The following is a 26,064-nucleotide window of genomic DNA, read 5'->3' as shown; positions in this document are numbered from 1 at the left end:
TACATAGCTGAGTTAGCTTTTTTATCTAATTTTCGCAGTGTATATAACATATAAATGAGAGGAGGGAAACTGCTTTGAATTGCACCTTTTCTTTTATTGAGTCTTTAAAAGGTAGTAATTTAAAACAAAACACTATTTTTGCAAAAATTTTTTAGCCATGTATAGAAGTCATTCCTGCGGAGAACTAACCGCCAAAAATATATCTCAAGAAGTTACACTTGCTGGTTGGGTTCAAAAATCTCGTGATAAAGGATTTATGAATTGGGTTGATTTGCGCGACCGTTATGGAATAACACAATTGATTTTTGACGAAGGGCGTTCGAATAAAGAAGTTTTTGAATTAGCAAAAACTTTAGGACGTGAATTCGTTATCCAAGTAAAAGGAACTGTTATTGAGCGTGAAGCTAAAAACAAAAATATCAGTACTGGTGAGATAGAAATTTTAGTGACCGAACTAAATATTTTGAACGCATCACTTACACCTCCTTTTACGATTGAAGATGAAACAGACGGTGGTGAAGATATTAGAATGAAATATCGTTATTTGGATATTAGAAGAAATCCAGTGAAAAACAGTTTGCTTTTTCGTCATAAAGTGGCAATGGAAGTGCGCAAGTATCTTTCTGATTTAGATTTTTGCGAAGTAGAAACACCTTACTTAATAAAATCAACTCCAGAGGGAGCGAGGGATTTCGTTGTTCCTTCACGAATGAACGCAGGGCAGTTTTATGCTTTGCCACAATCTCCTCAAACTTTTAAGCAATTATTGATGGTGGGCGGAATGGATAAGTATTTCCAAATCGTGAAATGTTTCCGTGATGAAGATTTACGTGCCGATAGACAACCAGAGTTTACACAAATTGATTGCGAAATGGCTTTTGTGGAGCAAGAAGATATTTTAAATGTGTTCGAAGGCTTAACGACACATTTACTGAAAGAAATAAAAGGTATTGAAGTAGATAAATTCCCAAGAATGACTTACGATCATGCTATGAAAACCTACGGTAATGATAAACCAGACATTCGTTTTGGAATGGAGTTTGGTGAATTAAATGAATTCGCAAAACATAAAGAGTTTCCAGTATTCAATGCTGCTGAATTAGTTGTGGGAATTGCTGTTCCAGGTGCAGGAGTGTATACACGTAAGGAAATTGATGCTTTAATTGATTGGGTTAAACGTCCGCAAGTTGGAGCCTCAGGAATGGTTTATGCAAAATGTAATGAAGACGGTACTTATAAATCATCTGTAGATAAATTTTACGATCAAGAAGATTTAGGAAATTGGGCAAAAATTACTGGAGCTAAAGTTGGTGATATGATTTTTGTTCTTTCTGGACCAGCTGATAAAACTCGTGCGCAACTATCAGCACTTCGTATGGAAGTAGCGACACGATTAGGTTTAAGAAATCCAGCTGAATTTGCACCTCTTTGGGTTGTAGACTTTCCTTTATTAGAGTTTGATGATGAAAGTGGTCGTTATCATGCGATGCATCACCCATTTACATCTCCAAAACCAGAGGATATGCACTTATTAGAAACTGATCCAGGAAAAGTTCGTGCAAATGCGTATGACATGGTTTTAAACGGAAATGAGATCGGTGGAGGTTCAATTCGTATTCACGATAAAGCTACACAACAATTAATGTTTAAATATTTAGGTTTCACTGAAGAAGAAGCTAAAGCGCAATTCGGATTTTTAATGGACGCTTTTCAGTTTGGTGCACCACCACACGGTGGACTTGCATTTGGACTGGATAGATTAGTTGCAATTTTGGGCGGACAAGAAACGATTCGTGATTTTATTGCTTTCCCAAAAAACAACTCTGGTAGAGATGTGATGATCGATGCTCCATCTAAAATTGATCCGTCGCAATTAAAAGAGCTTCATATTAATCTTTTATAGTCATTTTTTGCATATCTATTTTGATAGAATGCATTGAATATCAATAATTTTACAAAATAAAAACACAAGTTGGTATTTCGTATTATATTAAATATTACATTTGCCTCATTATAAATTATTATTACAATTACAATGCGTACAGGTACAGTTAAATTTTTCAATGAATCTAAAGGTTACGGATTCATCACAGACGAAGAAACAGGAAAAGACATTTTTGTTCATGCATCAGGAATCAACGCGGAAGAATTACGCGAAGGTGATAGAGTAAGCTACGAAGAAGAAGAAGGAAGAAAAGGGAAAGTTGCTGCGAAAGTAGCAGTTATCTAATCAAAAGATTTATTTTTTGATAAAACGTTTCGATTTAGTTCGAAGCGTTTTTTTTTGCTCAAAACTGAAAATTCTCACTTTTAAAATTCGAAACCGATTCACTTATTTATAATCAATAAAAATTAGTCTGTAATTCTAATTCGCTTTAAATTTATCATTGTTTTAAACTTGTGTTTTACATACTTGAAACCTATCTTTGTAGCTTATTCTCATTCAAAAAAATACGCAATATGCAATCTGATCAATTAAATTATATCCCTATTTTAATGCAGTTTTTACTGGCTGCTGGGTTTGTAGTGGGGACAATTCTTGTTTCTGGCAAATTAGGGCCTAAAAGAAAATCAGCAATTAAAGACAGAAACTTTGAATGTGGTGTTGAAGGTATAGGAAATGCGCGTATTCCATTTTCTGTAAAATATTTTCTTGTTGCGATTTTATTCGTACTTTTTGATATTGAAGTAGTTTTTCTTTATCCTTGGGCAGTAAACTTTAAGGAATTAGGTATGGAAGGTATGGTAAAGATGATAATATTCATGCTTTTGCTTTTAGTTGGTTTCTTCTATATCATCAAAAAGAAAGCTTTAGAGTGGGAATAAAAAATTGTTTTAAATCTTGAATTTCTGGCAGTTTCTGTTTCTAAATTCAAATTTTCAAATACAAAATAAAAAAGATGAGTAATTCAAATATAAAAATGGCTGAAGCACCAGAAGGTTTTGTTGGAGAAGGTTTCTTCGCAACAAAATTGAATGATGTTGTAGGTTTAGCTCGAGCTAATTCACTTTGGCCATTGCCTTTTGCGACTTCTTGTTGTGGTATTGAATTCATGGCTACTATGGGTGCGCATTATGATATTGCACGTTTTGGATCAGAGCGTTTAAGCTTTTCTCCACGTCAGTCTGATATGCTTTTAGTGATGGGAACTATTTCAAAAAAAATGGCTCCAGTTTTACGTCAAGTATATGAGCAAATGTCAGAGCCTAAATGGGTTATTGCTGTTGGAGCTTGTGCTTCTTCAGGTGGTATTTTTGATACGTATTCCGTGCTTCAAGGAATAGACAAAGTAATTCCTGTAGACGTTTATGTTCCAGGTTGCCCACCAAGACCAGAGCAAATATTAGAAGGAGTTATGAAATTGCAAGAATTGGTTAAATCGGAATCAGTGAGAAGAAGAAGCTCTCCAGAATACGAAGCATTATTGGCCTCTTATAATATCAAATAAAGACATGGCATTAGAAAACACAGCTATTCAAGATAAATTAACAGAAGCGTTCGGCGAGAATGTTTTTCGTTTTAATGAAGAAAAAGATATTTTTTCGTTCGAAGTAGCATCTGACAAAATTACAGCGCTAGTTCTTTTTTTGAAAAATGATCCGGTATTGCGTTTTCAGTTTTTAACTGATTTGTGTGGGATACATTATCCAGATAATGAAGTGGACAGACAGTTTGCGATTGTGTATCACATGCACAATTGGTACGACAACAAACGCATCAAAATAAAAGCTTTTATTAACGGCGATAAACCGGAGATAAAAACAATATCAAACATTTTTCTTTGTACCAATTGGATGGAAAGAGAAACATTCGATTTTTACGGAGTAGACTTTATAGGTCACCCTCAATTGAAACGTATTTTAAACATGGACGAAATGATTTCATTTCCTATGCGTAAAGAGTTTCCAATGGAAGATGGTGGAAGAACAGATAAAGATGACCGTTTCTTTGGAAGAACAATAGACAATTGCTAAAAACACAATATATAATTTTTCACATTCTATAAATGTCAGAACTATTATTACCACCAGAGCATCGCTATGCTAAGAAAATGAAGGAGCAGCTAAATGATGATGGAAGCGAGCTTTCTATCTTGAATTTAGGTCCTACTCACCCAGCAACACACGGAATTTTCCAGAATGTATTGTTGATGGACGGGGAGCGTATTTTAGAGGCTGAACCAACTATTGGTTACATTCATAGAGCTTTTGAAAAAATTGCTGAAAATCGTCCTTTTTACCAAATAACACCGCTTACAGACCGTATGAACTATTGTTCATCGCCTATAAACAATATGGGTTGGTGGATGACATTAGAAAAATTATTAGATATTGAGGTGCCTAAACGTGCTCAATATTTGAGAGTTATTGTAATGGAGTTAGCAAGAATTACGGATCATATTATTTGTAATTCTATTTTAGGAGTTGATACTGGTGCTTTTACTGGATTTCTTTATGTTTTCCAATTTAGAGAAAGAGTTTACGAAATCTATGAAGAAATTTGTGGTGCTCGATTGACTACAAATATGGGTAGAATAGGTGGTTTTGAAAGAGATTGGTCTCCTGAAGCTTTCAGAAAATTAGATTTATTTTTAGAAGAATTTCCAGTTGCTTGGCAAGAATTTGAAAATCTATTTGTAAGAAATAGAATTTTTATGGATCGTACTATTGATGTTGGTCCTATAACTGCTGAACAAGCAATTTCATATGGATTTACAGGTCCTAATTTACGTGCTACAGGAGTTGATTATGACGTTCGTGTTGCTCAACCTTATAGTTCGTACGAAGATTTTGATTTTATAATTCCTGTTGGAAAAACTGGAGATACTTACGATCGTTTTTGCGTTCGTAATGCCGAAGTTTGGGAGAGTTTGAGTATTATTCGTCAAGCTTTAGATAAAATGCCAGAAGGAAATGATTTCCACGCTGACGTTCCAGATTATTACCTTCCGCCAAAAGAAGATGTTTACACAAGCATGGAATCCTTGATTTATCACTTCAAAATCGTGATGGGTGAAGTTCCAGTTCCAGTTGCAGAAATATACCATCCTGTTGAAGGTGGAAATGGAGAGTTAGGTTTTTATTTAGTAACAGATGGAAGTCGTACTCCTTATAGATTACATTTCCGCAGACCTTGTTTTATTTATTACCAAGCCTATCCAGAAATGATAAAAGGATCATTGCTATCAGATGCGATTGTAATTTTGTCAAGTTTAAATGTAATTGCAGGAGAATTAGACGCTTAAAAAGAATTTGAGATTTTAGATAAACGTCCCGAAGTCTCGGGATTGATTTCAGATTTATTTAATCTGATAAATTATAAAACTTTGTGACTTTTCGCCTTTTTGGCAAAAACAATAAAAATGGAAAGAACCTTTCACCCACAAGAAATAAATATTACTGAGTCATTGATGAATCGCATCAATGAATTAATCAGTCATTATCCTGAAGATAAAAGAAAATCAGCTTTATTGCCGGTTTTGCATGAAGTTCAAGATGCACATGATAACTGGTTGAGTCTTGAATTGATGAATAAAGTAGCTGAAATTATCCAAATTAAACCAATTGAGGTTTATGAAGTAGTTTCATTTTACACTATGTACAATCAAAAGCCAGTTGGAAAATATATGTTTGAATTCTGTACAACATCACCATGTTGTTTGAATGGAGCAGAGGATTTAATGGATTACACTTGTGAGAAATTAGGAGTTGAGCCAGGAGAAACTACAGCTGATGGTAATTTTACTGTAGTTGGTGTTCAGTGTTTAGGTGCCTGTGGTTATGCTCCAATGATGCAGTTAGGGGATTTTTACAAGGAACATTTGAATAAAGAGAAAATCGACCTATTAATTGCTGATTGTAAAAATGATAAAATAATATTACACGATAAATAATATGTCACAAAAAATATTATTAGATAAAATAAACGTTCCAGGTATAAAGACCTATGATGTTTACCGTGCAAACGGAGGTTATGCTTCAGTAGAAAAAGCATTAAAAACCTTAACTCCTGACGAAGTAGTTGAAGAAGTGAAAACTTCGGGATTACGTGGTCGTGGTGGTGCGGGTTTCCCTGCTGGAATGAAATGGAGTTTTATTGATAAAAAATCAGGAAAGCCAAGACATCTAGTTTGTAACGCTGATGAGTCAGAGCCGGGAACTTTTAAGGATCGTTATTTGATGGAATTTATTCCTCATTTATTGATCGAAGGTATGATTACTTCGAGCTATGCTTTGGGGGCGAACTTATCCTATATCTACATTCGTGGAGAATATATGTGGGTTTATAAAATATTAGAAAGAGCCATTAACGAAGCAAAAGCTGCTGGATTTTTGGGTAAAAATATATTAGGCTCAGGATTTGATTTAGAACTTTACGTTCATTGTGGAGCCGGAGCTTATATTTGTGGTGAAGAAACTGCATTAATTGAATCATTAGAAGGAAAAAGAGGAAACCCTCGTATCAAACCACCGTTTCCAGCAATCTCTGGACTTTGGTCTAATCCTACTGTTGTAAATAACGTTGAAACGATTGCAGCTGTGCCGTGGATTATTAATAATTCAGGTGCTGACTACGCTAAAATTGGTATTGGTCGTTCAACGGGTACTAAATTAATTTCAGCTTCTGGACATGTTAAAAATCCGGGTGTTTACGAAATCGAATTAGGATTAAGTGTTTACGAGTTCATGAATTCTGATGAGTATTTAGGAGGAATGAGTTCTGATAGACCATTAAAAGCATTTGTTCCTGGAGGAAGTTCTGTTCCAGTATTACCAGCAAATTTAATTTACAAAACAGCAAATGGTGAAGATCGTTTAATGACCTATGAGTCATTAAGTGATGGAGGATTTGCAACAGGTTCTATGCTAGGTTCAGGAGGATTTATCGTTTATAATGATACTTCTTGCATTGTGCGTAATACATGGAATTTTTCTCGTTTCTATCACCATGAAAGTTGTGGTCAATGTTCTCCTTGCCGTGAAGGTACAGGATGGATGGAAAAAGTATTACATAGAATTGAGAACGGTCATGGACGTGAAGAAGATATCGATTTGCTATTGAGTATTCAAAGTAAAATTGAAGGTAACACAATTTGTCCTTTAGGTGATGCAGCAGCTTGGCCAGTAGCAGCAGCAATTCGTCATTTTAGAGATGAGTTCGAATACCACATTCGTTTCCCAGAGAAAATAAAAAATAGAGATCACTTTGTTGCTGAACCTTTTTCTACAGTTAAGCATTTAGTGGGTATTCAAACAGTTTAAATTAGTTTCAAGTTTTAAGATTTTATTTTTATCGTAAAAGGTAAATATTTAAATCTTAAACTAAAAAAACAAAAAGATAAATGAAAGTAACAATAGACGGACAGTCGATAGAAGTAGAACCAGGAACAACGATCCTGCAAGCGGCACGTATGATAGGTGGGGAAGTTGTTCCGCCAGCAATGTGCTATTATTCTAAACTAAAAGGGAGCGGTGGAAAATGCCGTTGCTGCTTAGTAGAAGTTGCTAAAGGAAGTGAAGCTGATCCAAGACCAATGCCAAAATTAATGGCCTCTTGTGTAACAGGTTGTATGGACGGAATGGAAGTGAATAGCAAATCTTCTGAGAGAGTTCAAGAAGCTAGAAAATCAGTAACTGAATTTTTATTGATTAATCACCCACTTGATTGTCCAGTATGTGACCAAGCTGGTGAATGTGATCTGCAAAATTTAAGTTTCGAACACGGAAAATCGCAAAGTCGTTTTATCGAAGAAAAAAGAACATTTGAACCAGAGAATATAGGTGAGAATATTCAATTGCACATGAATCGTTGTATTCTTTGCTACCGTTGTGTAATGGTTGCAGATCAATTGACTGATGATCGTGTTCACGGGGTTATGGATAGAGGTGATCATTCAAACATTTCTACTTGTATTTCTAAAGCAATTGATAATGAGTTTTCAGGAAATATGATTGACGTGTGTCCAGTAGGAGCATTGACTGATAAAACATTTAGATTTAAATCTAGAGTGTGGTTCAACAAGCCTTACAATGCACATAGAGATTGCGATAAATGTTGTGGTAAAACTACAGTTTGGATGTTTGGTGATGAAATCCAACGTGTAACTGGTAGAAAAGATGAATTCCATGAAGTAGAAGAATTTATTTGTAATGGATGTCGTTTTGATCACAAAGAAGTTTCAGATTGGATTATTGAAGGACCAAGAGAATTTGAAAAAGACTCTGTTATCAATCAAAATAATTATACTAGAAAATTAGAAACTGTTGAAATCGCTACTGAAGATCAAATCCTTTTAGGTAGAGAGCAAGACCGTAAAAAAATAAGCATGCCAGCTATCCCTTTGGATAAAAATGAAGAGGAAGATTTTAAACATGGTAACATTTAAAAAATGGATAGTACTTTAATTATAGAGAAAAGCGTTATCATTTTAGTTGTTTTTGCAATTACAATGTTAATGGCGATGTACTCTACATTAGCTGAGAGAAAAGTAGCCGCTTGGCTTCAAGATCGTATCGGTCCTAACAGAGCTGGAAAAGGTGGAATATTACAGCCACTTGCTGATGGTTTAAAATTGTTTGCTAAAGAAGAATTTGAGCCTGATACCCCTAACCGCTTTTTGTTTTTTACGGGACCTGCTCTTGCAATGACAACAGCATTAATGACTAGTGCCGTTATTCCTTGGGGAGACAAATTTCACCTTTTTGGAAGAGATATTATTCTTCAAGCAACCGATATCGATGTTGCATTATTATATCTTATTGGTGTAATGTCAATAGGTGTTTACGGAATCATGATTGGTGGATGGGCTTCTAATAATAAATTCTCATTGATTGGTGCAGTTCGTGCCGCTTCTCAAATGATTTCTTATGAGGTAGCAATGGGACTTTCATTGATTGCTTTATTAATGATGACTGGTACTTTAAGTTTAAGAGAGATTTCAGCACAACAGGCTGGATTGAACTGGAATGTTTTTTACCAACCATTATCCTTCTTTATTTTCTTAATCTGTGCTTTTGCAGAGACAAACAGAACTCCTTTTGATTTAGCGGAATGTGAAACAGAATTAGTTGGTGGATATCATACAGAATATTCTTCGATGAAAATGGGTTTCTATTTATTTGCTGAATATGCAAATATGTTTATCTCCTCTACTATTCTCGCTGTTTTATTCTTTGGTGGTTACAACTATCCAGGAATGAGTTGGGCAGTAGAAAACTGGGGTGTAAATATTGCCAATGTAATAGGAATAGGGGCTCTATTTGTTAAAATATGTGGTTTCATTTTCCTTTACATGTGGGTTCGTTGGACGATACCAAGATTTAGATATGATCAATTGATGCATTTGGGTTGGAGAATCTTAATTCCATTAGCGATTGTAAATATCATGATAACTGGAATAGTAATTTTGAGAGCAGAAATTTTTGCTTATTTAGGATTTTAATTAGCACCAAAAAGCAGTAGCCCTGATAGAAGTGGAAATCCTTTATGTTAGCGATAGCGAAATAAAGATTGAAACTTCCCGAAGCATCGGGAGCAGGAATAAGCTTCAAATAAAAATAAAAAATGTCAATAGAAAGTATATCCTTATCGGGAAGAAAAAAAGTAGTCTCTAATAAAGAGATGTCTTTTTTAGAAAGAATGTATCTCCTTGCGATTGTCAAAGGAATGATAATCACAATCAAGCATTTATTTACTAGAAAGGTTACGATTTTGTATCCAGAGCAAGTACGTGAAATGAGTCCGGTTTATCGAGGTCAACACCAATTAAAGCGTGATGAATTAGGTAGAGAAAATTGTACTGCCTGCGGATTGTGTGCTTTGTCATGTCCTGCCGAAGCAATCACAATGAAAGCTGAGGAACGCAAGCCAGACGAAAAGCACTTGTACAGAGAAGAAAAATATGCTTCAATATATGAGATAAATATGTTGCGTTGTATTTTCTGTGGATTATGCGAAGAAGCATGTCCAAAAGATGCTATTTACTTGACGACTTCTAAATTGCTTGTACCCTCAAGTTATGATAGAGAAGATTTTATTTTTGGAAAAGATAAATTGGTCATGCCATTAGATATCGCAATGAAAAATGCTCAATTAAAAAACGCTAAATAATGATCAATATTCCTGATTTTGCAAATGCATCTGCTGTTCAAATTATATTTTGTGTATTAGCATTTATAACATTATTAACTGCATTTTTAACTATTTACAGTAGAAACCCAATTCACAGTGCTATTTACCTAGTGATTTGTTTTTTCTCTATCGCAGGACACTATTTCTTACTGAATGCTCAATTTTTAGCAATAGTTCACATCATAGTTTATTCTGGTGCCATTATGATTTTATTCTTGTTCACCATAATGTTGATGAATTTGAATGAGAAAAAAGAAGTTCACAGACCTAGGATTACAAGACTAGGAGCAATTGTTTCTTTTGTTTTAATTAGTTTGATTTTAATTGCCATTTTCATCAATTCAAAACCGATTGTGGGTGAATACACTTCAACGGGTGAAGATTATCAATCTATAAAGGTATTAGGGAAAGTACTCCTTAATGAATATATGGTTCCATTTGAATTTGCTTCTGTATTACTTTTAGTAGCAATGATAGGAAGTGTTTTATTGTCTAAAAAAGAAAAATTAGAAAAGTAATATGAATAATATTTTAAACCAAATTGGTATTGAAAATTATATATTCCTAAGCGTAATACTTTTTTGTATTGGTGTTTTTGGAGTTTTATATAGACGAAATGCCATTATCGTATTTATGTCAATAGAAATTATGTTGAATGCAGTGAGTTTATTATTCGTAGCATTTTCAACTTATCATCAAGATGCAGAAGGACAAGTTTTTGTTTTCTTCTCTATGGCGGTAGCTGCGGCAGAGGTTGCAGTAGGATTGGCAATTCTAGTTTCTATCTTTAGGAATGTTGGCTCGATTACAATAGACAATTTAAAAAACTTAAAAGGATAAACTATAATGAATACAAATTTATCTTTACTCTTATTATTAGCTCCTTTTTTAGGGTTTTTAATTAATATTTTCTTCGGGAAAAGTTTAGGAAAAACAGTAGCTGGAATAATTGGGACATTAACTGTTGCAGTTTCATTCGCTGTTTCACTTTATTTCTTTGGACAAATAACCGCTTCAAAAGAACCAATTCAAATTCAATTATTTGATTGGATCCAAATCAGTAATTTTAAAGTAGACTTTGGTTTTCTATTAGACCAATTATCTATTTTATGGTTGCTTTTTGTAACTGGAATAGGATCTTTGATTCACCTTTATTCTATTAGTTACATGCATGACGATGAAAAGATGCATACCTTTTTTGCCTATTTGAATCTGTTTGTGTTTTTCATGATTACACTTGTAATAGGAAGTAACTTATTAGTAATGTTCATTGGTTGGGAAGGCGTAGGTCTTTGTTCTTACTTATTGATTGGGTTTTGGTATAAAAACCAAGAATTCAATGATGCGGCTAAGAAAGCATTTATCATGAACAGAATTGGAGATTTAGGATTGCTAATTGGGATTTTCATTCTGGGAATGTTATTCAACACTTTAGATTTCTCTACTTTAAAAATAGGAATTTCTGGAGCTACAGATTTAAATATGTATTGGCTTTCAGCTGCTGCGTTTGCACTATTCATTGGAGCTTGTGGTAAATCAGCGCAAATACCATTATACACTTGGTTACCGGATGCAATGGCAGGTCCAACACCAGTTTCAGCATTAATTCACGCAGCTACGATGGTAACTGCAGGAATTTTTATGATCACGAGAATGAATTTCTTGTTTGATTTAACGCCAGATGTTCAATCTATAATAGCTGTTGTTGGAGCGATTACTGCTTTAGTAGCTGCAACTATTGGATTAGTTCAAAATGACATTAAAAAAGTATTAGCTTATTCTACCGTTTCGCAATTAGGATTAATGTTCTTAGCGTTGGGATTAGGCGCTTATGAAGTTGCCGTTTTCCATGTAATAACACACGCTTTCTTTAAAGCTTGTTTGTTCTTAGGTTCTGGTTCTGTTATTCATGCTTTGGGAGGCGAACAAGATATGCGCAATATGGGTGGGTTGAAAAAAGCAATGCCAATTACATTTGGAACAATGCTTATTGCTTCTCTAGCTATTTCAGGAGTTCCATTATTTTCAGGTTTTTTCTCGAAAGATGAAATCTTGTTAGTGGCATTTCACAGCAACATTCCTTTATGGTTAATTGGTTCTATAGCTTCGATAATGACAGCTTTCTATATGTTTAGATTGATGTTCCTAACTTTCTTCAAAGAATTTAGAGGAACTGCAGAGCAAAAACATCATTTACATGAAAGCCCATCACTAATCACTCTTCCCTTAATTGTTTTAGCGATTTTAGCAACAGTAGGTGGTTTGATTAGCTTACCTGGAAACAGCTGGTTGAATGAATATTTAACTCCTATTCTACCAAAATTAGCAACAGCGGCTCATCATTTAGGAACTACTGAATATATCTTAATGGCTATTGCAGTTGTTGGTGGATTAATTGGTATTGGTTTGGCTTACGCCAAATACATTAAGCAAGATTCTATTCCCGCAGAAGATGCTGCTATTACTGGATTCTCAAAAGTGCTTTATAATAAATATTACGTGGACGAATTCTATGACGCTATAATTGTTAAACCAATCAATGTTTTGTCAGGATTTTTTAGAGACACTATAGAAACAAGTTTATCTTCTCTAGTTTTTGGACTTGGGAAAGTTACTAACGAAATAAGTTTTCAAGGTAAGAAATTGCAGTCCGGAAGTATTGGACTTTATCTTTTTGCTTTTGTGATTGGGCTTTGTGCCATTATTTCTTATTTATTTTTAGCTCAATAATTTATACTATGAATGTATCTCTAATATTAATTATACTTTTTGTTGGTGCGTTAGTCACATTTCTAGCGGGCGATAAACTAGCTTCAAAAGTAGCATTGTTCTTTGGGTTGGCTGCCGCAGGTTGTTCAATCGTACTATTAAACCATTTTAACCTTGGTGAAAACATCAGTTTTATCAGTCAGTGGATTTCAAAACCTAATGTTTCTTTTGCGCTGAAAGCAGATGGACTCTCATTAGCGATGGTTTTATTGACAACGGTTTTGACAGCAATTATTACTTTCTCTTCTTTTGGGAATGATTATAAAAATGCAAAATCATTTTATGCATTAATTCTTTTCATGTCGTTTGCTATGGTGGGAACATTCTTAGCTAGCGATGGACTTTTATATTATATTTTCTGGGAGTTATCTCTTATTCCTATTTACTTCATTGCATTAGTTTGGGGTAATGGAGATGTAGAAGAACGTAGAAAGGCAGTGGTAAAATTCTTTATTTATACCCTTGCAGGTTCATTATTCATGCTAATCGCATTTGTTTATTTGTACCAAAAAGCAGGAAGCTTCCTTATTGAAGATTTATATAAAGTTACTTTATCAGCAACAGAGCAGTTTTGGATTTTCTTAGCGTTCTTCTTAGCGTATGCTATTAAGATTCCTTTAATTCCATTTCACACTTGGCAAGCAAATGTGTATCAAAAAGCACCAACTGTTGGAACTATGCTTTTGTCTGGTATCATGCTTAAAATGGGATTGTATAGCATCATCCGTTGGCAATTACCGATTACTCCATTAGCAGCTTCAGAATATAAATATATTTTTATAGCCATTGGAATTGCAGGAGTAATTTATGGTTCTATAGTAGCTTTGAGACAAAAGGACTTGAAGAAATTACTAGCATATTCTTCACTTGCACACGTAGGTTTGATTGCAGCTGGAACTTATACGTTAACTCTTGATGGATTGCGTGGTGCAGTTTTGCAAATGATTGCGCACGGATTTGTAGTAGTTGGTTTGTTTTATACTGCTGAAATTATATATAGAAGATATGAAACTAGAGTAATTGCTGAAATGGGAGGAATTCGTTCTCAAACTCCAAAATTCACGTCGATGTTTTTAATATTAGTTATGGCTTCTATTTCTTTGCCGGCTACTTTTAACTTCGTTGGAGAATTTACAGTATTATATAGCTTATCACAAGTGAATGTTTGGTTTGCTATTTTAGGAGGTACAACAATTATCTTAGGAGCTTACTATATGTTAAGGATGTTCCAACACTCAATGTTAGGAGAAACGAATTCTAAAGTTTTTGCTGATGTAAGTATGAATGAAGGAATTACATTGGTGGCAATTATCGCCGTTTTATTGTTTTTTGGGATGTATCCAAAACCAATAATAGATTTGATCACACCAAGTCTAGAAGAAATCTTAAATCAAATTAATAGAATTAACTAGTCAGATAAAAAAATGAATACATTAATAGCTATAATAGGATTAGGTGTTTTATGCCTTTTACTTGAAATTTTCAATTTGACTAAAGCCATTGTGCCTTTAACAATCGTTGGGTTGTTAGCCGTTCTTGGTTTAACTATATCTGAGTTTAATTCTACCGAGAGTTACTATAACGATATGATTGTTGTAAGTAAATTTTCTACTGCATTTTCCTCGTTGTTTATCGTCCTTACTATTTTCTTAGTTTCTTTAAGTCATAACTTTTATGAAAAGCATCAATCCAAAATCTCAGATTACATTGCCATAAAAATATTTTTACTTTCGGGAGCGGTAGCAATGGTTTCTTTTGGAAACTTAGCGATGTTCTTTTTAGGAATTGAAATATTGTCAATTGCATTGTACGTGCTTGCGGCAAGTGATCGTTTAAATTTAAAAAGTAATGAAGCAGGAATGAAATATTTCCTAATGGGTTCATTTGCTTCAGGAATTATTCTTTTTGGTATCTGTATGATTTACGGTGCAATGGGAAGTTTTAATGTTAGCGATATTGCTGCAATGTCCCAATCAGCTGAGTTACCTATTTGGTTCCCAATAGGAATTGTATTATTGACAATAGGAATGTTATTCAAAGTTGCTGCTGTTCCTTTTCACTTTTGGGCACCAGATGTATATGAAGGTTCTCCAACAATAACTACTGCATTGATGAGCACATTAGTAAAAGTAGTTGCTATGGCTTCCTTGTACAAATTACTATCTGTAATGAACGCTGATATTTCAGAATCGTTCAAAATTGTTGTTGTAGTTATATCTATGGCTTCCATGACTGTTGGAAATATTATGGCATTGCGCCAAGTGAATGTAAAACGTATGCTTGCTTTTTCAGGTGTATCTCACGCTGGTTTTATGCTGATGACTTTATTGAGTTTATCAACTTCAGCTGGAAGTTTGTTGTACTATGCTTCTGCGTATGCATTATCAGGAATTGCTGCGTTTAGCGTAATCATTTACGTTTGTAAAAATAGAGATAATGAAGATATTGTAAACTTTCACGGTTTAGGAAAAAACAATCCTTTATTAGCTGCGATACTAACTGGTTCGTTACTTTCAATGGCTGGTATCCCTATTTTTGCAGGATTTTTTGCTAAATTAGTCTTGTTTAGTGATACAATTGAATCAGGTTACTTAGTTCTTGTGATAGTAGCAGTTGTAAACTCTATTATTAGTGTTGGCTATTATTTCAAACTAATTTTGGCAATGTACACTAAAGAGCCAAACGAAGAAAGAAAAGCAACACCATTCGTTATTTATGCAGTAGCAGTTGTTGCAATTGTATTGAATATCGCTTTAGGTCTGTTCCCTTCAACAGTGTTGGATTTATTGGTGTAATTTGAATTTTAAAATTTTAAAAAAACCATCAAGTTTAATCTTGATGGTTTTTTGCTTTTCTAAATAGTCTTGATTTATAGTGCTTAGGAGAAATCTCTTAATTCGAAAAAATTTCAGAAGTAGTTTTTTAGTATAACCAGAAATAAACAATAGGATTATAATTTTCTGTAAAATAGTCGGCTTCTGGCTTTAAACTTTTTAGCCTAGTTTTATTGTTAAACAATTAATAAATAACTCTATTTTTACTTTAATGTGTAATACATAAAATATATTGATCATGAGACTAGAAGATAACGATACGAAAATAATACGCTGGGGTATTTTAGGGTGCGGTAAAGTCACAGAAGTTAAAAGTGGTCCAGCCTATCAAAAAACAAAAGGTTTTGAAGTTGTTGCAGTAATGAGAAGAGATGAAAGTAAAGCAAAAGATTATGCTCAACGACATGGGATTAGAAAATATTACAGTAACGCAGATGATTTGATTAATGATGACGAAGTAGATGCGGTTTATATAGCTACACCACCGGATACTCATAAATTCTATGGACTTAAAGTCGCAGCAGCTGGAAAAATATGCTGCATAGAAAAACCATTAGCACCAAGTTATCAAGATTGCTTGGATATTTACGAGGCTTTTAAGAGTAAAGAAATCCCTTTGTTTGTTTCTTACTATCGCCGATCATTACCTCGCTTTAAACAAATTAAAACATGGCTTGATAGTAATGCTATAGGGGAGTTACGTCATATAAGATGGCATTTAAGTAAACCGGCAAACTCTCAAGATTTATCCGGAGAATACAATTGGCGCACAGATAAGTCTATCGCTACTGCGGGTTATTTTGATGATTTAGCAAGTCATGGATTAGACTTGTTTATTCATCTCTTAGGCGATGTAAAAGAGGCTAAAGGAATAAGTTTAAACCAACAAAGATTATACACCTCTAAAGACGCTATAAGTGCTTGCTGGTTGCACGAATGTGGCGTGACGGGTTCAGGTAGTTGGAATTTTGGTTGCAGCATGCGTGAAGATACGGTCGAGATCTTTGGGAGTAAAGGTAAAATTAGTTTTTCGGTTTTTAATGAGGAGTCTGTTGTGCTATCCAATGAGGAGGGTAGAACTGATTTGTTCATTGATAATCCAGAAAACATACAATTATATCATGTCGAAAATATGCGAGTGCACCTTATCGGAAATGAAATTCATCCTTCTAATGGAAATACAGCGTCTCATACAGCTTGGGTTATGGACAAAATTGTAGGTAAAATTTAATTAATCCTATTTTTGATTTCATTTATAGATTAGCAAGAGACTCAAGATAAGCCTAAATTCTCAAGCGTTTCACTTCAAATTATCCTAATATAAACCTAAAATCAAAGACTCTCAAAATGGAATTAGTTAATTTTGTATTCGAGAAATAATCCTAATTTTGATAAAAGACATAAACATGGAAAATAAATTAAAAGTTCAAATTTGGTCGGATATTATGTGTCCGTTTTGCTATATAGGAAAAAGAAGAATTGAAGAAGCTCTTAGCCTTTTCGAACATAAAAATGCGGTGGAAATTGAATGGAAAAGTTATCAGTTAGATCCAAGTTTCGTAGCTTCTAAGGAGGATAATATGGTTACTCATCTTGCTGATAAGTACGGAAAAGGGATTGACTGGGCTCAAGGCATGCTTGACAATATGACTCAAAATGCTAAAACTGCAGGATTAGACTTCTATTTTGAAAAAGCTGTTCTTGCAAATTCGTTTGATGCGCATCGATTGCTACATTTAGCTAAAAAGCATTCACTATCTGATGAATTAGAGGAACTTTTATTTAAAGCCTATTTGACTGAAGGTAAAAACATCAACGATAAGGATACTTTAAAGGAATTAGGAATTTCAGTGGGCTTAAATCCTGAAAGCATTGATGAAGTTTTAAGCTCAGATGCTTTTTCAGATGATGTAAAGAAAGATATTAGTACTGCGCAAGAAATAGGTGTACAAGGCGTTCCGTTCTTCGTGTTCGATAATAAATATGCTGTTTCAGGTGCACAACCAGCCACTGCGTTTTTAGAAACACTTGAAAAAGTATGGCAGGAAGGAAAGTTTGAATCAAAAGTTACATTAATTAATAAAACTCAAGGCGATAGTTGCGGTATTGATGGTTGCGATTAATTTCTATATAAACTGATCTAAATGTAAAAATTCCCGTTGGTTGTTATACCAGCGGGAATTTTTTTAATAATTCTAATAACTAATTCAAAACTATTATTTAACTGTGCTTACTAGTCATGCTATCTTTTGATAATTGTAATGTCTGCATTTCCTACCAGTTTTGGACTAGCCGTTCTGTAATAGTAGTTGTCATCATTATTGTTTCTGTCATTAGCGTAATCGTTATTACCATAGTTGTTTTGATTGTAAGCGTACGCTTTACCGCAATTTACACTTCCAATAGTATTCACGATTTGACCTTTACGGTTGTACATGATTTGTAAACCACCCACTTGTTCTAAAGCGTAACGGCTGTACGCCATGTAAACAGAACCTACACGTTTAACTCTATCATTAGAATCGTAGTTAATAAAAACATTACCTACTTGTCTAACTCTACCAGAATTATCGTGTAAAACCTTTACGCCATAATTTTTGTTTTTAGAGTTGTGAGGTGCTCCATAAGTTCTATTAACATCACCTCTACTATTTGATTTGTAATAGTGATCACGTCCGTTTGAAGGTCGCGTGTTAAAGTCTAGTTGTCCGTCAGGAAAGATGAAGAATTCAACTCCTCTCTCTGTGAATACAATTGGCTCCGAATTTCTAAAATCTACTGAAGATTTTTTAATTACAGAGAAATCGATTCTCTCTGCTGCGTTAGCTACACTACCTCCAAAAAGGAAAATACTAGCTACTAATAAAGTAATTTTTTTCATGATAAAAGTATTTTGAATGTTTGCCTACTCTTTAGCTTTTCGGCTTACGCTTTTCAACTTATTTGATAAGCCATATTCAAGTAGCGTGCCATAAAAAAGTTCATAGTTTCTGTGCTTAGATCATAAGAATGTAATACTATCATTTACAATATTGAAAATCAGTTGTTTATTAAATTTATTAAAAGTTTTTAAATTCTTTATTTAAGATTTAATTAGTAAAAGCAAGGCGTTATTTTCTTTTAATAATTCAGCTAAACTGATTACTTCTGTACTATAAAATCGCTTCATTAATATCACTTTGATTTTTTAGATACTAAAATGTCTTGTAAAATAAACGACCTATTCAAATTAATGAATAGGTCGTTTATAGTATTATAATTAGAAATTAATGTTTTGGTGTAAACCCATCTTCACTTAACTCTCTGTGCTCGTAATCAGCAATCATTTCGACATCGTAATCTACTTTTTCACCTTTAGAGAATTTAGCAATAATTTTCTCCATGATTTCGTAAATAACCGGAACAATAATCAGCGTTAAGAATAAAGAGGAAATTAATCCACCGATAATTACCCAAGCCAATCCATTTTTCCATTCCGCTCCAGCTCCTGATGCTAATGCAATAGGTACCATTCCAAAAACCATCGCAATAGTAGTCATCAAAATAGGACGTAACCTAGCGTGATTCGCTTGAATTAGCGCTGTTCTAATTGTCTCACCAGCTTTACGTCGTTGATTGGTATAATCCACAAGCATAATCGCATTTTTACAAACCAGACCAATTAGCATAATGATACCAAGAATGGTAAAGATATTCAATGTATTATTGGTCAAAGCCAAAGCTAACATCGCTCCAATAAACGAAAGCGGTATAGCAAACAATACTACGAATGGATGCACAAAACTGTCATACAAAGATACCATTACCAAGTAAACTAAAATAATAGCTGCTAATAAAGCAATTCCAAGTGTTCCAAAACCTTCTGATTGATTTTCTTGATCACCACCCCAAATGTAATTTACTCCAGCTGGTTTTTCAAGTTTATCAATTTTCTCTTGCCATTGCGCAACAATTGTTCCCGATGCAACACCTACATTCTGACCTTTTACAGTAACAGATGCCGATTTATCTCTTCGTTCTAAGTTACTTGGACCTGAACCTTCAGTTACTGTAGCAAATTGATTTAGTTTGATTTGTTGACCTAACTCATTAATGAAAATTAAATTACTAACATCAGTAATACTTTTTCTATCGAAAGCATTGTACTTAATGTTAATTTCATATTCATATTCTCCAGCTCTATAACGTCCATCAGTATTTCCGCTAAAAGCAGTTTGCATTGTCATACCCACACTTTGAAGACTTAATCCAAGTGCAGCCATTTTATCTCTATCTACTTTTACGTTTACTTCTGGGTTTCCATCTTCAACTGATAATTCAATCTCTGTTGCTCCTGGAATTGTATATAATTCTTTTTCTGCTAGTTTCGCAAATTTCATTGCGCTAGCAACATCTGTACCCGTTACAATTAAATTCAAAGTCGCATCTTCAGCAGTTCCTAAAATACCAACTGGAACCGTTTTAACTTTAGCACCTACTAATAATTTTTCTAATTTACGTTTCGTTTTGGCTGCATAAACATTTGCAGGCTCGCTGCGTTTGTCTAATTCAACCATCTTCACGTTGATTTCAGATTTGTAAGCTGTTGCTTGAGCAGCTCCAAGTCCACCACTAGTTTGACCTACGGTTGCAATTTGGCTTGCTACATATTCTTCATTGCTTAAAAAAGCTTCTGCTTTTTGAGTCATGAAGTTGGTTTGTTCTAGTGAAGCGTCTTTTGGCATTTCAATTTGAACTAAGAACTCACCACTATCTGACGCAGCAAAGAATTCACCACCAATAAAACCACCACCTAATAAACCGATAGTAGAACCAAAGAATAATACTAATACCACTAAAATAGTTTTAATATAATGGTCTAGACACCACGTTAACAATCCAGAAATCCAGTTTGTAAAACGAGTTAAATAACTTTCGAATCCAAGAATAACACGTCCAAAAAGATTTTTACCCTGAATATGTTCTAATTTACCATATCGTGAAGACAACCAAGGAATGATCGTAAACGAAGCTAATAAAGATAGTAATGTTGATATAATTACAGTAACACAAAACTGCGTGATAATGTTTGAAACTAATCCTGTACTCAATGCAATAGGTAAAAACACTACGACAATTACTAAAGTAATCGAAACTACGGTTCCACCAATTTCTGCTGTTCCATCATAAGCAGCACGCACTTTGTTCTTGCCCATTTCCATGTGCCTGTAAATGTTTTCCAATACTACAATGGCATCATCCACCAGAATACCTACAACGAGCGATAGTCCTAATAGACTCATTAAGTTCAAAGTATAACCCATCAAGTAAATTCCAATAAAAGTCGCAACTAACGAAGCTGGAATCGTAATCATTACAATCAACGAGTTTCTAATACTGTGCAAGAAAAACAACATTACTAGAGCTACTAAAAGAACTGCAATAAGTAAATCGTGTACAACCGCATCAGCAGCCATTAACGTAAAAACAGTACTGTCCTTGGCTACTTCAAGCTTTAAACTATTCGCTTTGTATTCATTTTCTAGTTTAGCAATTGTTTTGATTACCTCTTCACTTACTGCAACCGCATTGGCATCCGATTGTTTGATGATTTGTAAAACTATTGCGCTTTTTTGGTTTACACGCGCTATTTTTTCAGTGATCTTCTGTGTATCTTGAACATCAGCAATGTCTTTAAGACGGATTTGAATTCCGTTTTTAGACGAAACGATAAGGTTTCTTAACTCGTCAACACTTTTATATTTTCCAGCTAAACGAATTAATATTTTTTGCTCTCTCGTTTGAATATTTCCTGTTGGGAAATCTAAGTTAGAGGATAAAACATTTTGCTGTACCTGTAAAACTGAAAGTCCATAAGCTTGCATTTTTGCTGCATCAAGATTGACTTGAATTTCTCTTTCTTGACCTCCAATGATGTTTACTTGCGCAACTCCTTGCACACGGGAAATAACGGGAACTAACTTTTTATCGATCAAATCGTAAAAAGCAGCTTCGTCCATTTTTCCATAGGCGCCTAAAGTCATAATTGGTAAATCACTCAATGAGAATTTACTCAAAGAAGGTGTCTCCACATCATCCGGTAAATCACTAATAATAGCGTTAATTTTACGTTGCGCATCATTCATCGAAACGTTTACATCAGCTGAAGAAGTCAATGTAATGGCAACTGTAGATAAACTCTCGTATGATTTAGAATCTATTTTTTTAATGTTTTCCAATGAAGCAATTGCATCTTCAATCTTTTTAGTCACCGAGCTCTCTACCTCATTTGGTGAAGCACCCGGATAAATAGTGGCAATCGAAATTACGTTAGTTTCAAATTTCGGAATCAATTCGTAACCCAAATTGCTGTAACTGTACAACCCACCAAGTGTTAATATTGTAAATAATACAATTATTAACGACGGACGTTTTATGGATATTTCTGCTAATTTCATATTTATATTTTGCTTTAAGCTTAGAGCTTTAGGATCTAAGCGGTTTCTTTAAGACTTTTGACTTTATGAATTATTTTATAATTTCCACTTTCGTTCCGTCTTGAAGGTTAATTTGACCTGTAATAATTACAGTTTCACCATCATTTAATCCATCTAGAATCTCAACTTGGTCACCCAGGATTCTACCAGCAGTTACAGTTTTTAGTTTAGCAGTTCCATTTTCGATCACAAAAACTTGGTTGCTACTTACACTACCTACAAATGCATTTCTTGGTACAATTTTCAATGATTGTTTTTGTCTGTTTGATGCAAATTCTGCAGTTCCATACATTCCTGCTTTTAAGTCTGCTGAAGAATTGTTTGCGATTTCAATTTCAACTGGAAAATTTAAACTCTCATCTGCTTTTGAAGCAATAAAGGTAATTTTACCTGAAAAAGTTTTATCTGGGTAAACACTCGCTTTTACATTAGTTGCGCTTCCTACTTTCAAACTTGCAACTTGGCTTTCGCTAACATTTACTTTTAGTTTTAATCTAGAAACATTTACAATGTCAAATAATTGAGTCGCAGGCATTCCTGTTACAATAGATCCTACTTCAATATACTTAGCATTGATGTAACCACTTATTGGAGCTTTAATTCTTGTATCTCCTACGTTGATATTAGCTTGAGTTAAATTAGATTTAGCGTTTACCATTGCTAGTTTAGCTTGGTCTAATTGCTGTTTAGTAACACCACCTGTTTTAAAAGCATTTTCAAATCGGCTATAATCTGAAGCAGCGTTTTGATATACAGCATTTGCATTTTGTGCACTTACATTGATAGCATCGCTTCTTACAATTGCTAGCGTTTGCCCTACTGAAACATAATCACCTTCTTTAACTAAAACCTTTGTTATTTTACCGGATTTTTCAGCAGAGAATTTTAATTCTTGTACTGGCTCAAAATTTCCATTAGAAGAGAAATCCAGAGAAATTTCTTGTGTCTTCACGGTATCAATTCTAACCGATACAGCAGCATTTTTCTCTGCAACAACAGCTATTTTCGCTTCGTTTTCTTTTTTGTTATTTGTTAAAACTAAAGCTATAGCTCCAAGAGTTACTGCAATAATTACTACGGTTATTATAATTTTTTTCATGTTCTTAGTTATTTAATAATGATTTTAATTCTCCTTTAGATTTGATTAATTGAATTTCTGCTAGTTTGTACTCTAGTATTGCAGAGGTATAATTGTTTTGTGCTTCTGTTAATGAATTCTCTGCATCCAATAAATCTGTTAATGAAGCTAATCCTTGTATATAGTTGTTTCTTGTATTGTCTAAAACTTCCTTAGCTAATTGTGCATTATCTTTTTGATTGTTTATAGTAATCAAACTGTTGTCAATTTGCGTTTTAGCATTGGCGAACGCCAAATCAAGCGCTAATTTTGTGTCATCAATACCAACTTTAAGAGATCTTAAATCCACATCTGCTTGTCTTACTTTAGCACGAGTGCTGAAACCAGTAAAAATGGGAACTCTCAAGTTTAAACCAATAGAAGAGAAATCAGACCAATAAACCCCATCTGATGGTTTTGCACCAATTGGCATTTTTGGACCTTGACCTATGTAATTGTATCCAGCACTTAATGATAGAGTAGGATAGTAACCTGCTTCAATTGCTTTTTTCTGATAGGTCAAAAGCTCTTCTTGTTTTTTCATCAACAAATATTCAGTTCTATTAGTAGTATCTGGAATCTCAGATAGAGATTGCGGACTTACTTCAAATGCAGTTTGTGGAATTTCGATTTGTATTTCGATTGGCATTCCCATGTAAAATTTCAATGCATTTTCTTGTATTTGTACTGCATTCAATACTTGCTGACGCATCGTATTGATATTTGAAATTTTAACCAATATTCTGTCTAAATCAATTTTCTTAGCTAGACCATTGTCAAATTGTCCTTTGATGATGTCCTTAACTTTAGTAGTGTTTTTAAACGTGCTATCAATAACAGTTAGTTTTTGTCTTTGAACATAAACTTGGTAATAATTATTTGCTACTCGCTCGATTACTTGCTCCTCAGTTAACTGATTATTTATAAGATAAAATTCTCTAGTTGATCTTGCGGCTTTCAAACCTGTAAAAACAGACTGATCGAATATAGCTTGTGTTAAAGACACACCAGCAGTAGAACTCCATTTTTGTCCAAAAGAAGCTTGAATAGTTGTTCCTGGCTGACCAAAAGCTGATCCATCAATTACTGTAGTTTGCAATACTGGATTGTAAGTCAAACTTCCATTAGCAGAAATTTGAGGCAAAGCTCTAGAGCGAACTTCTTGAATTTGGTATTCACTATTTTCAACTTGTAATTTAGATTTTTTAGCATCAGCTTTGTTTTCTAAGGCATAGTTGATTGCGTCCTTTAATGTCAACGTTTTTGCTGGACCTGATCCAGTGTTGCTCAAATTTTGAGATTGGACCGATAGGCCTAATGTCAGAATTGCGATTAAAATTATTCTCTTCATTATTTAGTATAGTTTAGTAATTGTTTTTCTAATTCGATGACTCCAGCTGGCGTAGCCATTGCTCTAGTGTGGTATTCTAAAACTTCAAGTTCTATTTGCTGTCCTTCTTTTTCGGAACTTATGTTTTCCTTTATCGTGAAAACAAGATTGTAATAAAACTGAATGTAATTTTTGATATTTATGTTTTCGCGGTAATATCCTTGTTGAATTCCTTTTATGATGTTTTGCTCAAACGTCGTATTGCACTCATTAATTTCTCTTGCAATAACAATTTCGTAAATTTCAGGATAATGTTTTTTTAATTGATAAATAGGAGAGTCATCTGATGATTGGAACATCTCTTTAAACATTTTTCTAATTTCAAAATTCTCTTCAATTGCATTATAATTTTTTGAAATTATAGTATTGATAATTTCATGGATTTCCTTGTGAACTGTTGTGGTGCTTTCTTCAATAAGTAATTCTTTGTTACAAAAATATTTATAAATTGTTTTTTTAGAAATACACATTTCACCAGCAATATCATCCATGGTAACGCTCTTAAAACCGAGTTTTAAAAACATTTCGCTTGCTTTAGATATAATTTTTTCTTTCATTTTTTTTGTCCTGAAATAATATCAGTATTTTTAAATTGAGTTAAAATTTATGGCAAATGGTTGTTAAATTGGGTGCAAATGTAAGAAGGAAACTTTAAACACTAAAATAGTTTCCTTTTATTTTGTAATTATTTAACATTTGATTAATGTTGATTTTTTAAGCAGTAAATTCTAAATTGGCAATCAGCTTAATATCTTGTCCTAATGCTAATCCTCCATTTTGATTAAAAGAATTATAAGTAAGACCAAAATCTTTCCTGTTTATTTTACCTGTAATTTCAAAAGCTGCTTTAGCATCGCCATCGTACGCATTTATTCCCATGAATTCGGCATCAAGCTCAATTGGTCCAGTAATGTTTTTTATCGTTAGATTTCCTTTTAGAAAATTGATGTTCTTATTTATCTTTTCGAATGAAGTAGACTTAAAACTGATTATAGGGTATTCATTAACGTCAAACAAATCATTCATTTTTAAATGGCTGTCTATTTGCTCTAATTTGGTGTCTTTATTATTCACGTCTAATGAAAACTGAATCGAAGCGTCTGCTATTTCATTGTTGTCAATATCAATGTGACCATCAAATTTATTAATTGTTCCGGCTAAATAGGCTATTATTGAATGTCTCATTTTGATCAGAACGTCTGATTGGCTTGAATCAATTGTCCACTTCGTTTTCATAATATGATTGTTACGTTAAGAATATAATGGGTTGAATGCTATTCGAAATAAAAAGCTATTACCCCAATTGTTAAAATTTTCTGCAAATGTAATTAGGAAACTTTGAATAC

General features: G+C 33.8%; 24 protein-coding genes. 18 read left to right on the top strand and 6 right to left on the bottom strand.

Annotation, left to right across the window (positions count from 1 at the left end; all coding sequences use genetic code 11):
* The first annotated feature begins 157 nt into the window (after positions 1-157).
* From aspS to BC961_RS03985, 18 genes are all read left to right on the top strand, one after another.
* Entirely contained in the window at positions 158-1,903 is a 1,746-nt protein-coding gene (aspS, locus tag BC961_RS04070; RefSeq protein ID WP_121924588.1) for an aspartate--tRNA ligase, read from the top strand.
* 132 nt (positions 1,904-2,035) lie between these two features.
* Positions 2,036-2,230 carry a cold-shock protein gene (locus tag BC961_RS04065; RefSeq protein ID WP_007137066.1) on the top strand — a complete coding sequence of 65 codons (195 nt, stop codon included), beginning with the start codon at positions 2,036-2,038 and terminating at the stop codon, positions 2,228-2,230.
* Between the two features lie 230 nt (positions 2,231-2,460).
* A complete protein-coding gene (locus BC961_RS04060) occupies positions 2,461-2,826 on the top strand; it encodes an NADH-quinone oxidoreductase subunit A (RefSeq protein ID WP_121924587.1) in 366 nt (121 codons plus the stop codon).
* Positions 2,827-2,900: 74 nt separating this feature from the next.
* Positions 2,901-3,449, top strand: a complete 549-nt coding sequence (locus BC961_RS04055; RefSeq protein ID WP_121924586.1) for an NADH-quinone oxidoreductase subunit B — start codon at positions 2,901-2,903, stop codon at positions 3,447-3,449.
* A 4-nt stretch (positions 3,450-3,453) separates the two neighbouring features.
* The gene (locus BC961_RS04050) at positions 3,454-3,975 is read left to right on the top strand and encodes an NADH-quinone oxidoreductase subunit C (RefSeq protein ID WP_121924585.1); all 522 of its coding nucleotides are present in this window, start codon (positions 3,454-3,456) and stop codon (positions 3,973-3,975) included.
* 32 nt (positions 3,976-4,007) lie between these two features.
* Entirely contained in the window at positions 4,008-5,246 is a 1,239-nt protein-coding gene (locus BC961_RS04045) for an NADH-quinone oxidoreductase subunit D (protein WP_121924584.1), read from the top strand.
* A 117-nt stretch (positions 5,247-5,363) separates the two neighbouring features.
* On the top strand, positions 5,364-5,894 hold the full coding sequence (locus BC961_RS04040; protein ID WP_121924583.1) for a complex I 24 kDa subunit family protein: 531 nt from the start codon (positions 5,364-5,366) through the stop codon (positions 5,892-5,894).
* A 1-nt stretch (position 5,895) separates the two neighbouring features.
* On the top strand, positions 5,896-7,263 hold the full coding sequence (nuoF, locus tag BC961_RS04035) for an NADH-quinone oxidoreductase subunit NuoF (RefSeq protein WP_121924582.1): 1,368 nt from the start codon (positions 5,896-5,898) through the stop codon (positions 7,261-7,263).
* Positions 7,264-7,343: 80 nt separating this feature from the next.
* Positions 7,344-8,387: a 2Fe-2S iron-sulfur cluster-binding protein gene (locus tag BC961_RS04030; RefSeq protein WP_121924581.1), complete on the top strand. Its 1,044-nt coding sequence runs from the start codon at positions 7,344-7,346 to the stop codon at positions 8,385-8,387.
* Between the two features lie 3 nt (positions 8,388-8,390).
* Positions 8,391-9,443 (top strand): NADH-quinone oxidoreductase subunit NuoH, encoded by a 1,053-nt coding sequence (nuoH, locus tag BC961_RS04025; RefSeq protein ID WP_121924580.1) that lies wholly within the window; start codon positions 8,391-8,393, stop codon positions 9,441-9,443.
* 122 nt (positions 9,444-9,565) lie between these two features.
* Positions 9,566-10,111 (top strand): NuoI/complex I 23 kDa subunit family protein, encoded by a 546-nt coding sequence (locus BC961_RS04020; protein ID WP_121924579.1) that lies wholly within the window; start codon positions 9,566-9,568, stop codon positions 10,109-10,111.
* The gene (locus tag BC961_RS04015; RefSeq protein WP_121924578.1) at positions 10,111-10,650 is read left to right on the top strand and encodes an NADH-quinone oxidoreductase subunit J family protein; all 540 of its coding nucleotides are present in this window, start codon (positions 10,111-10,113) and stop codon (positions 10,648-10,650) included. Before BC961_RS04020 ends, BC961_RS04015 begins: the two co-directional genes overlap by 1 nt.
* A gap of 1 nt (position 10,651) precedes the next feature.
* The gene (gene nuoK, locus BC961_RS04010) at positions 10,652-10,972 is read left to right on the top strand and encodes an NADH-quinone oxidoreductase subunit NuoK (RefSeq protein WP_121924577.1); all 321 of its coding nucleotides are present in this window, start codon (positions 10,652-10,654) and stop codon (positions 10,970-10,972) included.
* 6 nt (positions 10,973-10,978) lie between these two features.
* Complete coding sequence (gene nuoL / locus BC961_RS04005) at positions 10,979-12,862, top strand: NADH-quinone oxidoreductase subunit L (RefSeq protein WP_121924576.1); 1,884 nt, start codon at positions 10,979-10,981, stop codon at positions 12,860-12,862.
* A gap of 8 nt (positions 12,863-12,870) precedes the next feature.
* The gene (locus BC961_RS04000) at positions 12,871-14,313 is read left to right on the top strand and encodes a complex I subunit 4 family protein (protein WP_121924575.1); all 1,443 of its coding nucleotides are present in this window, start codon (positions 12,871-12,873) and stop codon (positions 14,311-14,313) included.
* A gap of 12 nt (positions 14,314-14,325) precedes the next feature.
* Positions 14,326-15,696, top strand: coding sequence for an NADH-quinone oxidoreductase subunit N (locus tag BC961_RS03995; protein ID WP_121924574.1), 1,371 nt, complete (start codon positions 14,326-14,328; stop codon positions 15,694-15,696).
* Between the two features lie 277 nt (positions 15,697-15,973).
* Complete coding sequence (locus BC961_RS03990; RefSeq protein WP_121924573.1) at positions 15,974-16,966, top strand: Gfo/Idh/MocA family protein; 993 nt, start codon at positions 15,974-15,976, stop codon at positions 16,964-16,966.
* Positions 16,967-17,141: 175 nt separating this feature from the next.
* The gene (locus tag BC961_RS03985; RefSeq protein WP_121924572.1) at positions 17,142-17,858 is read left to right on the top strand and encodes a DsbA family oxidoreductase; all 717 of its coding nucleotides are present in this window, start codon (positions 17,142-17,144) and stop codon (positions 17,856-17,858) included.
* A 119-nt stretch (positions 17,859-17,977) separates the two neighbouring features.
* Here BC961_RS03985 and BC961_RS03980 read toward each other — a convergent pair whose 3' ends face one another.
* The 6 genes from BC961_RS03980 to BC961_RS03955 all read right to left on the bottom strand — a co-directional run bounded on the left by BC961_RS03980 (position 17,978) and on the right by BC961_RS03955 (position 25,954).
* Entirely contained in the window at positions 17,978-18,616 is a 639-nt protein-coding gene (locus BC961_RS03980) for a hypothetical protein (RefSeq protein ID WP_121924571.1), read from the bottom strand.
* A 385-nt stretch (positions 18,617-19,001) separates the two neighbouring features.
* Complete coding sequence (locus tag BC961_RS03975) at positions 19,002-22,172, bottom strand: efflux RND transporter permease subunit (RefSeq protein ID WP_121924570.1); 3,171 nt, start codon at positions 22,170-22,172, stop codon at positions 19,002-19,004.
* Between the two features lie 70 nt (positions 22,173-22,242).
* Positions 22,243-23,310 (bottom strand): efflux RND transporter periplasmic adaptor subunit, encoded by a 1,068-nt coding sequence (locus tag BC961_RS03970; RefSeq protein WP_121924569.1) that lies wholly within the window; start codon positions 23,308-23,310, stop codon positions 22,243-22,245.
* Between the two features lie 4 nt (positions 23,311-23,314).
* Complete coding sequence (locus BC961_RS03965) at positions 23,315-24,679, bottom strand: TolC family protein (protein ID WP_121924568.1); 1,365 nt, start codon at positions 24,677-24,679, stop codon at positions 23,315-23,317.
* Positions 24,679-25,275 (bottom strand): TetR/AcrR family transcriptional regulator, encoded by a 597-nt coding sequence (locus tag BC961_RS03960; protein WP_121924567.1) that lies wholly within the window; start codon positions 25,273-25,275, stop codon positions 24,679-24,681. Before BC961_RS03960 ends, BC961_RS03965 begins: the two co-directional genes overlap by 1 nt.
* A 157-nt stretch (positions 25,276-25,432) precedes the next feature.
* Complete coding sequence (locus tag BC961_RS03955; RefSeq protein ID WP_121924566.1) at positions 25,433-25,954, bottom strand: YceI family protein; 522 nt, start codon at positions 25,952-25,954, stop codon at positions 25,433-25,435.
* Positions 25,955-26,064 lie beyond the last annotated feature (110 nt).

Origin of the sequence: Flavobacterium weaverense, from assembly GCF_003688495.1 — a bacterium.
Classification (GTDB): Bacteria; Bacteroidota; Bacteroidia; order Flavobacteriales; family Flavobacteriaceae; genus Flavobacterium; species Flavobacterium weaverense.
The sequence above is the reverse complement of the archived record's forward strand: the minus strand, read 5'-3'. Positions and strand labels throughout refer to the sequence as shown.